At 66.4% G+C, this 13,064-nt stretch carries 12 protein-coding genes; 6 read left to right on the forward strand and 6 right to left on the reverse strand.

The window, feature by feature from the left end:
- Window positions 1-63 precede the first annotated feature (63 nt).
- Window positions 64-1,377, forward strand: coding sequence for an argininosuccinate lyase (argH, locus tag OJA40_RS04760; protein WP_263810043.1), 1,314 nt, complete (start codon window positions 64-66; stop codon window positions 1,375-1,377).
- Window positions 1,378-1,390: 13 nt separating this feature from the next.
- Here the strand turns inward: argH and OJA40_RS04765 are convergent, their stop codons facing one another.
- Both OJA40_RS04765 and OJA40_RS04770 read right to left on the reverse strand, forming a co-directional pair.
- Window positions 1,391-2,188 carry a TerC family protein gene (locus OJA40_RS04765; RefSeq protein ID WP_259056395.1) on the reverse strand — a complete coding sequence of 266 codons (798 nt, stop codon included), beginning with the start codon at window positions 2,186-2,188 and terminating at the stop codon, window positions 1,391-1,393.
- A gap of 187 nt (window positions 2,189-2,375) precedes the next feature.
- Window positions 2,376-2,819, reverse strand: a complete 444-nt coding sequence (locus OJA40_RS04770; RefSeq protein ID WP_011404949.1) for a hypothetical protein — start codon at window positions 2,817-2,819, stop codon at window positions 2,376-2,378.
- 354 nt (window positions 2,820-3,173) lie between these two features.
- Here OJA40_RS04770 and OJA40_RS04775 point away from each other — a divergent pair, with 354 nt between their 5' ends.
- Complete coding sequence (locus OJA40_RS04775; RefSeq protein ID WP_011404950.1) at window positions 3,174-3,644, forward strand: PAS domain-containing protein; 471 nt, start codon at window positions 3,174-3,176, stop codon at window positions 3,642-3,644.
- A gap of 12 nt (window positions 3,645-3,656) precedes the next feature.
- Here the strand turns inward: OJA40_RS04775 and OJA40_RS04780 are convergent, their stop codons facing one another.
- Entirely contained in the window at window positions 3,657-6,515 is a 2,859-nt protein-coding gene (locus OJA40_RS04780) for a UPF0182 family membrane protein (protein WP_263793018.1), read from the reverse strand.
- Window positions 6,516-7,134: 619 nt separating this feature from the next.
- Between OJA40_RS04780 and OJA40_RS04785 the strand changes: the two genes are divergently transcribed.
- Window positions 7,135-7,386: a hypothetical protein gene (locus OJA40_RS04785; RefSeq protein WP_011404952.1), complete on the forward strand. Its 252-nt coding sequence runs from the start codon at window positions 7,135-7,137 to the stop codon at window positions 7,384-7,386.
- Window positions 7,387-7,535: 149 nt separating this feature from the next.
- Entirely contained in the window at window positions 7,536-8,312 is a 777-nt protein-coding gene (locus OJA40_RS04790) for a class I SAM-dependent methyltransferase (RefSeq protein ID WP_263810044.1), read from the forward strand.
- 31 nt (window positions 8,313-8,343) lie between these two features.
- Here OJA40_RS04790 and OJA40_RS04795 read toward each other — a convergent pair whose 3' ends face one another.
- Genes OJA40_RS04795 through OJA40_RS04805 form a run of 3 tightly spaced genes read right to left on the reverse strand, consistent with a single transcriptional unit; the run spans window position 8,344 to window position 10,955 of the window.
- Window positions 8,344-9,354 carry an SPFH domain-containing protein gene (locus OJA40_RS04795; RefSeq protein WP_208425923.1) on the reverse strand — a complete coding sequence of 337 codons (1,011 nt, stop codon included), beginning with the start codon at window positions 9,352-9,354 and terminating at the stop codon, window positions 8,344-8,346.
- A 47-nt stretch (window positions 9,355-9,401) separates the two neighbouring features.
- Window positions 9,402-10,316, reverse strand: a complete 915-nt coding sequence (locus OJA40_RS04800; protein ID WP_208425924.1) for an SPFH domain-containing protein — start codon at window positions 10,314-10,316, stop codon at window positions 9,402-9,404.
- Window positions 10,317-10,358: 42 nt separating this feature from the next.
- Window positions 10,359-10,955, reverse strand: coding sequence for an NfeD family protein (locus OJA40_RS04805; RefSeq protein WP_263809353.1), 597 nt, complete (start codon window positions 10,953-10,955; stop codon window positions 10,359-10,361).
- 288 nt (window positions 10,956-11,243) lie between these two features.
- Between OJA40_RS04805 and pgeF the strand changes: the two genes are divergently transcribed.
- Window positions 11,244-11,930, forward strand: a complete 687-nt coding sequence (gene pgeF, locus OJA40_RS04810; protein WP_263793020.1) for a peptidoglycan editing factor PgeF — start codon at window positions 11,244-11,246, stop codon at window positions 11,928-11,930.
- Window positions 11,931-12,091: 161 nt separating this feature from the next.
- The gene (locus OJA40_RS04815; protein WP_263809351.1) at window positions 12,092-13,060 is read left to right on the forward strand and encodes a YheT family hydrolase; all 969 of its coding nucleotides are present in this window, start codon (window positions 12,092-12,094) and stop codon (window positions 13,058-13,060) included.
- Window positions 13,061-13,064 lie beyond the last annotated feature (4 nt).

The raw sequence follows: 13,064 nt of genomic DNA on the forward strand, positions 1-13,064 counted from the left end.
GAACGGGAGGCCCCCGGAAACGCAGCCCCCCACCCTCTCCACTCTCACACCCCCGCACCCCAAATGACTGCCCCTCTCTGGCAAAAAGACGCCACGCCCGCGACCGACGACTGGGCCCACCGCTTCACGGTCGGGGACGACTACGAATGGGACCGCCTGCTGCTGCCCTACGACGTGCGGGCGAGCCGCGCCCACGCCTGGGGCCTCCGCCAGATCGACGTGCTTTCGGAAACGGAGTGGACGCGGATCGGCGACGCCCTAGACGCCCTGCTCGACGCGTTTGAGGCGGGCGACGTGACCGTGACGCCCGAGGACGAAGACTGCCACACCGTGATCGAGCGGTTCGTGACCGAGCGCGCCGGGGCGGCCGGCGAAAAGCTGCACACGGGGCGCTCCCGCAACGACCAGGTGCTCGCGGCGCTCCGGCTCTACCTCCGCGACGCCCTCGCCGCGATCGGGGGCCGGGCCGCCGCCCTCGCCGACGCGCTGTGCGATCTCGCGACCCGACACCCGGACGTTCTCATGCCGGGCTACACCCACCTGCAGCGGGCCATGCCGTCCACCGCCGCCCTCTGGGCCCTGGGGTACGCGGAGACGCTGGCGGGCGACCTCGATGCCCTCCGCCATGCCCGCCGCCGGATTAACGTGTCCCCCCTCGGCAGCGCCGCGGGCTACGGCGTGCCCGTGATCGACCTGCCGCGCGAGGCCGTGGCCGACCGCCTCGGCTTCCGCGCCGTGCAGACCCACGCCACGGCCGTGCAGCTGAGCCGGGGCAAGCATGCACTCGCCGTGGGCCACGCCTGCACGCAGGTCGGTGCCACCTGCAACCGCCTCGCGTCCGACCTCGTCCTCTTCGCCACCGCCGAGTTCGACTTCGTGGACCTACCGCCGGAGCACTGCACCGGCAGCAGCATCATGCCGCAGAAGCAGAACCCGGACGTGCTGGAGCTGGCGCGGGCCTACCACCACCGCCTCGCCGCCCAGATGCAATCCCTCGCCACCGGCCCGTCGAACCTGCCGGGCGGCTACCACCGCGACCTCCAGCTCACGAAAGCGGCGGTCCTGCGCAGCGTGGAGATGACATCCGATGTCCTCACCGCGCTCGCCGAAGTGGTGCGGGGCGTCACGTTCAATCCCGACCGGACGCGGGCCGCGTGTGCCCCCGACATTCTCGCCACCCAGCGGGCGCTGGAGCAGGTCGCCGAGGGCGTGCCCTTCCGCTCTGCCTACCAGCAGGCCGCGGATGCGGAGCCGGGCCCTGTCGATCCCGGTGCCGTTCTCGACGCGTACGAGACCGACGGAACGCCCGGCCAGGAGCGGCCCGACCGCGTCCGGAGCCGGCTCGACGCCCACGGCGACTGGGTCGTGACGCCGTAGCCTCTCCGCCCCCCTACGAGGAGCCCTCTCTCTCCACCGCACGCTCCACCGCCCGCCGCAGCCGGGGCCGGTGGAGGCGGACGGGCTCGTCCACCTTTTCTTTCTCATCGCCCTCCCGGACGGCGCTCAGGTTGAGCACCTCCACCAGCACCGAGAAGGCCATCGCCGAGTAGATGTAGCCCTTCGGAATGTGCTGCCCCAGCCCCTCCGCCACGAGCGTGACCCCGATCAGCAGCAGGAAGCTCAGCGCCAACATCTTCAGAGTGGGGTGCGCCTGGATGAAGGACGAGATCGTCTCCGCCGAGGCCATCATGATGAAGATGGCAATGGTCACGGCGGTGATCATAACCTCGACGTGCTCGGCCATCCCCACCGCCGTGATCACGGAGTCGAGGGAGAAAACGAGGTCGAGCAGAAAGATTTGGGCGATGACGCTCGTGAAGGTCACCTCGGCCTGGGCCTCCGTCTCGCCGTCTTCCCCTTCCAGTTTGTCGTGGATCTCCGTCGTCGCCTTGCCGATGAGAAAGAACCCGCCGATCAGCAGAATCAGGTCGCGCCCGCTGAAGGCGTGCGCCAGCACCGAAAAGAGCGGCGCGGTGAGGGACATCACCCAGCTGATCGAGAGCAGAAGCACGATGCGCCCGGCGAGGGCCAGTCCCAGCCCCACACGCCGCGCGAGCGGCTGCTGCTTCGCCGGCAGCTTGTTCGACAGGATTGAGATGAACACGATGTTGTCGATGCCCAGGACGATCTCAAGGACCGTCAGTGCACCGAGCGCAATCCACGCTTCGGGGGAGGCAATCCACTCCATGGGGCTGAGGCGTTGTGTCAAATCTGCGTCGAGGGCACACACGCCCCCACTCGGGTTCGAGGGGGCTACAACGGCGCAGAATGTAGAAAAGGGCGCCCCCGCTTCGCAACGGGCGCCCCCTCGACGGAGCGGATCTAAACCAGATTCTCCCAAAATCTTCGATGGAGCCGGTGGCCTGCCGGGTCGGTCAGCTGAGCGGCTCGGCCAAAAAGGACGCAAGGTTCTGCACGTGCTCCCGGCTGAGAAGCGGTTCCAGGGTCTGCACGATGAGGCTCACGCAGGTCGCACGATAGATGAGCGGCTCGTCGGGACGGCCATTTTGCGCCGTCTGATGCTGTATGCGTGTGTTAAGCATCGTCCAGTGGCATTTCATCTCGGCGTACCCGAGGGCGAGCCCCCGCTTGAGCTCATCGGCGGTGTCGGCCGCCAGCAGGCTGTTGAGCACCCGATCGCGGAGTTCAGTTACGTACTGGCGCACGGCCTGACGCTCAGAGGGAGACGCCTCCGGCCACTGCTCCAGCACCTCCGTCCACTGCTCTTCTAGTGGATCGCGCAGGTCTGTCCTGACACGCTGTTTGAGTTTTTCAAATTCAGAGTCGACGCCCGTCGACTCACCTACGTCTTGTGCCATTCGCCTCTGCCTCAGATTCGACGACAATCGTTGCGCGCTCCCACCTCAGCGGCGACTTCGAAAAGTCACTCCCAATGCATAGGTTGGGGACTCCAGTGAGATGATATAGAGGGCATCAACCGAGGATTCTTGGCACTTATTCTCGCTCTTGTTCATAGCGACTTGGTTACATCCAATTCCGTCCCCCAAACCAAGCCCGATGTCCGACACGACGGATCGATGCCCCGCATGACGAATACGAGAGTACCGCACTGAGGTTGAGAATCCGCATGCTGAGGCCTCCGGGCCTCGGTTGCTCACAGGCGTGACCGTGGTCGCGTCCTGATCGCCCGTCTCTTCACTGCGTCCGTCCTCATGGCTGACTCTCAGAATCCGTACTCGTACCTGCGTGAAGACGACCCGGACTCCGCCCCCGGCGACTCGGGCGACGCCGACGAGCCTGAGCCGCCGGCAACGGACCTCGCGTTCGACGACGAGGGGGTGGGGGAGGAGCTGCGTCACGTCGACGAGGACGAGCTGAATGCGGCCCCGTTCGGCATCATTCAGATTGACGACGCGGGGGTCGTGCAGTTCTATAACCGCTACGAGTCGAACCTAAGCGGCATCGATCCGGCAGACGCCGTCGGGGCCAACTTCTTCACGGAGCTGGCGCCGTGCAGCAACAACCCGCTGTTCTTCGGCCGCTTCAAGGACGGGGTTCGAGAGGGGGGGCTCGACGAGTACTTCACGTACACGTTTACCTACCAGATGCGCCCCACCCTCGTCGACGTGCGGCTCTACCGCGACGAGGCGGAGAACAACTGGATCCTGATTCAGAAGCGGTGAGGCGGAGTGGCCCTACGACCCGCCGCGCACCGCCGACACGTCCCCCGTCGGGGCCGTCATGGTGCCGGTCGTGTCGGAGGACGTCGGGGGCGGGACGGCACCGGTGGTGTCGGGGAGCGGCACGTCGTTGAGCACCTGCTGTAGCTCGTCGAACCGATCGCCGAAGGCGGCGAAGTCGCCGCCCTGAAGGGCGTCTCGCGCCTCCTGAATCAGCTCTTTGGCCCGCTCTAGGCCCTCCACCTGCTCCGGCGACGCGGCCTGTGCCGACCGTGCGGCCCGTTGCATCTGGGCCAACGCCTGGTCGCGCGTCTCCACGACCTGCTCCCCCAGCACGCTGTTGAGCGACTGGCGCAGGGTCCGCTTCATCGCAACATCCTGGTCGGTCGCCGCAATGACGCGTTGCATCTCCGGAATTTGAATCTCGTCGGCGATCAGGTAAATCGGCTCGACGTAGAGGAACGATTCCTCGATGGGCACCACAATCAGGTTGCCGCGGATGACGCTCGACCCCCGCTGGTCCCAGAGCGACAGCTGCCGGGAGATCTCGGTGTCCTGGTCGATGCGCGACTCAATCTGATTGGGGCCGCGAATCAGCCGGTCCTTCGGGAGCTCGTAGACGACCACCTCCCCGTAGTTTGGCGGGTCGGACCGGGCGGCCACCCAGCCGATCATGTTGTCCCGCCCGTCGGGCGTCATCGGCAGCATGAGCATGAACTCCAGCCCGGCATCGTCCTTGCCCGGCAGGTCCGTAAGGATGTAGTACGGCTCCATCTTGCGCTGCTGGTTCGCGTATTGCTCCTGCGGCCGCGTCCAGAGGTCCTCGTTGTTGTAGAACACCTGCGGCTGCGTCTGGTGGTAGCGCCGGTACCGCTCCATCTGGATCTCAAAGAAGTCCTGCGGGTACCGGATGTGATTTTGCAGCAGCTCCGGCATCGCGTCGAGCGGCTGGAAGAGGTCCGGGAAGATTCGCTGGTACGTCTGGATGATCGGGTCCTCCCGGTTCGAGACGTACAGGGACACGTCCCCGTTGTACGCATCCACCACGACCTTCACCGAGTTTCGGATGTAGCGTGTGCCCTGATAGCCCTGTTGCCCCCGGATGGGCTCCGAGTAGGGGAACGAGTTGCTGGTCGTGTAGGCGTCCACGATGTAGTAGTGACGGTCGTCGCCGTGAACCAGGTAGGGGTCCTTGTCGAGCTTCAGGAAGGGGGCGACGTGACGCACTCGCTCTTCCACCTGATTCCAGAACTGGATCTGGCTGTCGTCCTGGATGTAGTCGGTGAGAAGAATGTTAAAGTCGCCCATGTAGTAGGAGAAGAGCAGCTGCTTCCAGAAGCTGCCGACGGAAACGCCCCCCTCCCCGCCGTACCGGGTGTACTTGTTTTCGCCGGAGCGGGGGTAGTCCAGCTCCAACGAGTCGCCCGGGACGCCCGCGGGCACGATGCGGTAGGTGGGCGTGCGCTCCCCGTAGTAGAGCGCCGGGTTGTCCACGTCGAGCGACTCGTACTTCGACTGGGGCGGAATGTCCTGCGTGAGAAATTCCGGACTGCCTTCCGAGCCCTCCCGCGCCACGAGGTTAGAGACCGAGCCGTACCCGTGCGTGAAGCGGACGTGCCGGTTGTCCCAGGTGTCCTCCGGGAGCTGCTGGGTGAGCTCGCGGGGCGACACCATTACCTGCCGGTAGTCGCCGTCGAGCATGTAGCGGTCGACGTCCACGCTGTAGAACTCGTAGTAGAGGCGAATCTCCTGGAGCTGGCGGTAGGTGTCGATCAGGAGGCGGGGGTCCCAGAGCCGCACGTTGTCGATGGTCTCCTCGTTTTGCTCCACGGCGTTCGCCGGCAGCTCCGGCTGGGCCGGGTACGAGCGCTCTTTGAAGTCCCCGAGCGCGTACGCCTCGCGGGTCATGTCGATGTTGTTCTCCAGGTAGGGGCGCTCCACCTGCAGCTCGCTGGGCAGCACGGTGAGCTGCGTCACGAGCGACGGCGCCAGCACGAGCCCACCGACCAGAAGGACGAGGTACCCGGCCCCTCCGATGCCCAGCAGGCGGAGGCGCCGCCGGTACAGGTTGAGGCCGATCAGCCCCGCAAGCGCCAGTGTGGCGGCGACCATGACGTAGAGGGCCGGAATCACGACGTTCACGTCCGTGTAGCCCGCGCCGTACACCGCGCCGCCGCCCTCCTGCAGAAGCTCGTACAGGTCCAGGTAGAAGCCCCATGCCCACCCCAACAGGAGGAAGATCAGGTTCGCCCCAAGGTGCCGGAGGGCCCCGGAATCCGCCTCGAACCCGCCGTCCTGGATGCCGATCTGCCCGGCGATGACGTATCCGGTTACGAGGGCCAGGAGGCCGAGGAAGGCCAGTCCGACGACGGCACTCTGCAGCGACTGCAGGAACGGAAGCTCCAGCATGTAGAACGCCAGGTCCACCCCGTAGACGGGATCGGCCTGTCCGTAGGACCCCGCGTACCAGAACCGGAGCAGGTCATTCCACCGCCCCGAGAACCCGGCGGCGAAGAGCAGGCTGAGCACGCCCGCGACGACGTAGCCCAGGCGCTGCAGTCGATCGCGGGTGAGGGGCTCCCCCCCCACCTCGGGCGCCTCGCCCTCCTGGGCCCAGCGCGAGGCCCAGAGGGGCGGGATGTTGCCAATCAGGACACGGAAGTTGCCCCCGAAGTACAGCCCCGCGACCAGAAAGACGAGCACGAACAGCAGTACCTGCGCGCCCCGGATTGTCCAGAACACGCTCGAGTAGTCCAGCTCGCTCAGCCAGAAGTACTCGACGACCAGCCCCGGGGTGACGAGCAGCACGGTGAACACGACCCCGATGATGCCGAGCAGGATCTGGAGGAGACGACTCGACCGGAGAATCGACATAAGGCGACGGGAAAGTATGAGGAGCGCAAATGCCCGGGCCGACGGGAGACGCTTCGGCCGGCAATACGGATGGATTCAAGTGCAATGCACGCAGACGAGTGGGGTTCGATTCGACGCCCCAGATCCATCTGGTCTCCGCATTCCGCACGCCTCGGCGTGGGCGACCGAGAGGGACGCCATCGGTCGGCCTTAATGGGACGTGAAGTCCGTGCCTCTCAGGCAGGCCCCCAGTCCATTCGTTCCTCGTGATCGCCGTGACGGATGCGGTCTTCAAGATGCAGGCCCAAGGCCCATCGGCGCTTTCTCCAGAACCGGAGCGCACCGCCTACACGTCCTGGCTTTGAGTAAGAGCCCATACACTTCTGTACACGTTTCTTCATCCCTCCACAACAATGTGGACCCCCCTCCTTCATCTGATGATCGTCGTCGTAAAGATCTGTATGTCACAAAACTGCCGTGCCTCCCTTCCGTACGAACTGTCCCGGTTTTAAGGAGACAAAATGACACAAACCGGCTTACAAACCACATTGTCTCCACTGATGGCGTCCCCGCAGACTTTTCCTTCGGGTGGACCCGTCGCGAAAAACCATACCTTCCAATCAACTTATATAAGCTTCATATGGCTGTATATCTCACACTCGCTTTTCTTTGGACTGCGTATATCGGACTTGAGACCTACATTTTTGGGCGCCCCCAGTCGCGTCCGTACATTGTGGGGTTCTTGCTCCTCAACACGCTGCTTGCCCCCGTCTCGTTCGCGCTTTCCGCGACGGGCGGTGTGCTTCGGGAACGCGTCGAGACGGCCTACCGGGCCGCGTGGGCGTCGAAGCAACGGTTCGCCCGAACCGACCGCAAGAAGCTGATTGGGTAGGGCCCTTCCGGGGCTGCGTCTGGCACCCCGGAACGACATTGTAAGAAGGCTGATACGCCCGTCCATCTGGCCGCTGTGGGGACAACCCCCAGCGGCCATTTGCATTCGGGCGGGTCCACGGATTCTTCTCATCGGCATCCCGGTCTCTCATGTCCAGGTCCTTGGCATTCGGAACTGCAGGCCTCGCGCTTCTGCTCGCAGCCGGCGGGCTGCTGTATTCGTTCGGTCCGGACGAGCGCCGTGCGCGGGCGGCCCCCGCCCCGCCGGACACGACCGATACCGCCGGCGTCTACAGCCAGCGCGCCCCGACCCGAAACGGCATCGGCAAGGTGTACATGGGCCGCGAGATCTCGAAGGTGATGGGCCACCGCGGGGCCAACTGGTTGGAGCGGCCCGCACGGGAAGAGAAAGAGCGTCCCGGCCTGCTCGTCGACAGCCTGCCGCTCGGCCCGTCCGACACGGTGGCCGACATTGGGGCCGGGACGGGGTACCTCTCGTTCCGCGTGGCCCCACGGGTGCCGCAGGGCAACATCCTCGCGGTCGACATTCAACCGGAGATGCTGGACATGATCCGGTCGCGCATCGATGAGCGGGGGGTAGACAACGTGACCCCGATCCGCGGCACGGTCACGGACCCCCAGCTTCCGACCGACTCCGTCGACCTCGCCTACATGGTGGACGCCTACCACGAGTTCTCGCATCCCTACGAGATGATGACGGCCCTCAGGGAGGACCTGACGCCCGGCGGCCGCGTCGTCCTCGTCGAGTACCCCCGGGAGGACCCGAGCATCCCCATCAAGACGCTCCACAAGATGACGGAGGCCCAGGCCAAGAAGGAGATGCGGGCGGTGGGCCTGGAATGGGTGGAGACCAAAGACATGCTTCCCCGCCAGCACTTCATGGTCTTCCGGAAGCCGGCCGAGTAGTCGCCTCCCTCTTTTCGGCCTCGACACGGTGCTAGTCGTCCTGTGGTCGGCTCTCCCCTGCCGCCCCGTCCCCGGACGGCCGGGGCGTCTCGCCGTCGGGCCGGAGCGTGAATTCGTCGAGCGAGAGGCCGTCGATCACCGACTCGTACTTTGTGAGGTCCGCCGGCAGGAGCACCTCGTTTTCCTCCTTGCCCAGCTTGGCAATGGTGTCGAGGTACTGCTCCGCGAGTCGTAGCTTCACCGCCTCCTCGCCCCCCGGTGCGGAGACGGACGCGGCCACCCGCTCAATTGCCTCCGCCGTCGCCTCGGCCAGGGCCTCGATTTCCTGCGCGCGCCCTTCGGCTTCGTTGATGCGGCGCTGCTTCTCGCCCTCCGACTGGTTGATCAGCTCCTGCTTCTCGCCCTCGGCGTCGTTGACCGTGGACTGCTGCTTGCCCTCCGACCGGGCCACCGTGGCGCGGCGCTCCCGCTCCGCCGTCATCTGCCGCTCCATCGCCTGCTGCACCGTGCGCGGCGTGTCGATGTTTTTGATCTCGTAGCGGTGCACCTTGATGCCCCACGCCTGTTCCACTTCGCTGAGCACCTCCACGACCGCCTGGCTGATGGCCGCCCGCTCCTGAAAGGTGGTGTCCAGCTCCATGCGCCCAATCACCGAGCGGGTGGTGGTCTGCGCCAGCTGAATGGCCCCACGGCGGTAGTCGGTCACGCCGTAGGCCGCGTTTTCGGGGTTGGTCACGCTCAGGTAGATGATGCCGTCCACCTCCACCCGCACGTTGTCCTCCGTAAAGCACTCCTGCGGCTCCACCGGGATGGCCTGCTCGCGGAGGTCGAGCGTGTAGGCCACGCGGTCGATGAACGGCACCATCGCGTGGAAGCCGGCGTGCAGGGTCTTGTGGTAGTTGCCGAGCCGCTCCACCACGTAGGCGTTCTGCTGCGGCACGAACCGGATGGCCCGCAGGAACTTGTAGGCCACGTAGAGGGCCAGCAGCGACAGAATGCCGAGGCTGAGGGTGTTGAGAAATTCGACGGGGGAGGCATCCATGGAATTCAGGTAACTTGGCGTGATGAGCGCGTGGGCAGGAAGGACGGCTACTTATTCTGGATCGGATTCGTAACTTCGGATGCGCCTTCGAAGAACGACTTCAAGTTCGCCGCCTCCATCGGGAGCACGCTCACGTTGGCGCCGTCCACAATCTCGCCGAGGCGGTCGATGAACTGCTCGGTGAGCCGCATCTTGACGGCCAGGGAGCCGCCGGGCTGGGCGATGGCGTCCGCAATGCGCTCGATGCCGTTGGCCGTCGCCTCCGCGATGAGTTCCATCTCGCGGGCCTCCCCTTCCGCCTCGTTCACGCGGGCCTCCCGCTGGCCCTCCGACATCAGGATCGACTTCTGCCGGTTCCCCTCCGACACGTTGATCCGGGCGTCCCGCTCCCCGCTGGATTCGGTAATCTCGGCCCGCTTCTCGCGCTCGGCCTCCATCTGCTTCTCCATCGTGAGCACGATGTCCTGCGACGGCTGGATGTCCTTCAGCTCGTAGCGCATCACCTTCACGCCCCACGGGTCGGAGGCCTTGTCCAGCTCCTCCACAATGGCCTCGTTCATCGAGTCCCGTTCGCTGAACGTGTCGTCGAGCGTAATCTTGCCCACCTCGCTCCGCATGGTCGTCTGCGCCAGGTTGACGGCGGCCAGGCGGTAGTCGTTGATGCCGTAGCTGGCCTTGTAGGCGTCCATTACTTTCAGGTAGACGATGCCGTCCACGTCCACCTCAATGTTGTCCTGCGTGATGCACTTCTGGTGCGGGACGTCGAGCACCTGCTCGCGCGTCTCCTGCCGATAGGCCACGCGGTCGACCAGCGGAATGGTGAAGTGGAGCCCGGGATGCAACGTGTCGTGGTACTTGCCGAAGCGCTCCAGGATGACCTCCTCGCGCATCTCGACAATCACGAACGTGTTGTAGAAGATAAACAGCCCAAGGGCGATGAGGGCGAGCAGAAGCGTCCACATGGGAGCGGAGGGAGCGGGTGAAGGAAGCGAACGGGAAGCGGGCTAGCTGGACGAGCGGGCCGACGGGTCGTAGCCCAGCCCGGAGTCGTCCGCCCTCGTGTCGTCGCGGCTTGGGGGGCGGTCTGCGTCCCCGTCGGTCACGTCGGAGCCGAGGGCCGCCGACAGCTCCGCGTCGAGGTCGGCGTGGTCGGCGGACTCCACGATCCACGTCAGGTTGTCGCGGTAGAGCAGCTGGGCCTCGGCACCTTCTGGAAGTTGCCCCTCGAGGGTGCGGGCGTCCCAGGCAGCCCCCCGAAAGCGAATGCGCCCCGGGCTCTCGGGCCCCACCGCCTCCACAACCGTTACGGTCTCCCCCATCGCCTCCGCGTCTTCGTCGGTCATGGCCAACGACACGTCGCCCTGCACGAAGCGCAGCATAAGGGGCCGCAGCGCAATCGTGAGGCCGGTCGACAGGAAGACCCACGTCACGACCGACGACAGGGGGTCGATCAGAAGGCCCAGCGCACGGAGCCCCCCCACCACCACGCCCCCAATGCCGAGGAAGAACGCGATGCCGCCCGGCACCACCGCCTCAATCAACATGAGGAGCGTGCCGCCGACGACGAAAGCCCAGGTGAGAAGGGTTGGGTCCAGGTCCATGGAGCAAGAAAGACCGTGTCTGTGAGTGCCCGCCCTTTGAAGCAATTGGAGACGTTGTGTCCCACGCGCGACGGGAACAGAGGTTGCATCGGGAGCCCCCCTCCGCACTTGCAGTGCGCGACCCGACTCCATTGGGCGAACCGATTCGCGTGCTTTCGGTTGATTGGACCGATTGGTTTCTTTCCTGTCTACCGCCCCCGCATCGTGCCCCCGCCGGCCCCTGGCACCAACCGGTCGCCCCTTCTGCGCCCCCGTATCTTTGCCCACGTGCCGTCCGTGACGGCCGGCATGAGCACCCGACACGGGGGCGTGAGCGGCCCGCCCTACGACACCCTCAACCTGGGACGCCACGTGGGCGATACGGCCAGCTGCGTCGAAGAGAACCGGCGCCGGTTCTGTGCCTCCCTCCAGACCGATCCCGCCTGGCTGGCCACGGCCGGGCAGGTGCACGGGTCGACGGTTCGTGTGATCGACGCGCCGCGACACGAGCCCTTCTGCGACGGCCTCGTCACGACCACCCCTGGCCTCCTCCTCGCCATCGCCGTGGCCGACTGTGCGCCCGTGCTCCTGGCCGACCCCACGCACGAGGTCGTGGGGGCCTGCCACGCCGGGTGGCGGGGCACGGCCCGGCGCGTCGCCGCCAAAACGGTCGCGGCCATGGCGGACTGCGGCGCGGTCCCGGCCCAGATCCGAGCGTACGTGGGGCCGTGTCTGTCCCGGGCGGCCTTCGAAGTGGGGCCGGAGGTCGCGGCCGAGTTTGACGACGCCGTGGTGGCGCGCCCCCAAGGCGCCGATCGGCCGCACGTGGACCTCAAGGCCGCCCTCCACCGCCAACTCGAAGCGGCAGGCGTACCGGGCGGCGCCATCGAGGCGTCGCCGCGCTGCACGCTGCGGGACACGGACGACTTCTTCTCCTACCGCGCCACCGACGGCCCCACCGGGCGCATGTTCGGGGCCCTCGTGCTCCGGCATTGACGCTCCGGATTCTTCAGACCCGGCGCTACGTTCTGTGCCGCACGTCGGGACGCCAGAGAGCGTGTTGCGCAACGTGCATTGCGTGTGTGCCGACTGCCGCCGCCCTGCATCTCCGTGTCCCCCATCCCTCCACGCCTCCACCAAGACGCCCTCTCGCAAACGTGCCCGTCCGCCCCTCCAGCTACACCGCCCCGACAGGCCTCGGCGGGGGCCACCGACAGACCCTGTACGCGTCGTTGCTACGGCGCGTCGACTTTGAGTACGACTACCGCGAACGCATCGACACCCCGGACGACGACTTTCTCGACCTCGACTGGGCGCAGCCCCGCGCGGCTCCGTCGGATCGTGCCGTCATCCTGACGCATGGACTGGAGGGCAGTGCCGGACGCGGATACATGCGGGGGATGGCCCGGGCCTTCGTCCGGCGCGGGTGGGACGCCTGTGCCCTCAACCTGCGCGGCTGCAGCGGCACGCCGAACCGGCAGGTGGCCACCTACCACAGCGGCAAGACCGACGACCTCGCCCTCGTCGTCGACCACGTGCTCGACCACGGATACACGTCCGTGGCCCTGATCGGCTTCAGCCTCGGCGGCAACCTCACGCTCAAATACCTCGGCGAGCGCGGCACGGCGGCCGACGACCGCATTCGGGGCGCCGTGGCCCTCTCCGCCCCCGTCGACCTCAATGCCTCCGCCGACCGGATCGACCGGTGGTCGAACGGGCACTACGTGCAGTACTTCCTCCGGTCGCTCCGGCACAAGATGCGCGTGAAGGCGAAGCAACACCCCACCCGCGTGTCGGTCGCCCCCCTCAGCCGCATCCGCTCGCTTCGGGAATTCGACGACGCCTACACCGCCCCCCTCCACGGCTTCGACGGGGCCGCCGACTACTACCGGCGCGCCAGCAGCAAGCCGTCGCTTTCCGCGTTGGCCGTGCCGACGCTCCTCCTCAACGCCGCCAACGACCCGTTCCTGCCCGCCTCGTGCTACCCATACTCCATCGCCCGCCCCCACGAGTGGCTGACCCTGGAGGTCCCGGACAGCGGCGGCCACGTCGGCTTCGTCTCCTTCGGCGACGCGGGGGCGTACTGGTCCGAGCGCCGCGCCGCGTCGTTTCTGTCCCCGTCGTGATGTC

It is taken from the genome of Salinibacter pepae (genome assembly GCF_947077775.1).
Classification (GTDB): domain Bacteria; phylum Bacteroidota; class Rhodothermia; order Rhodothermales; family Salinibacteraceae; genus Salinibacter; species Salinibacter pepae.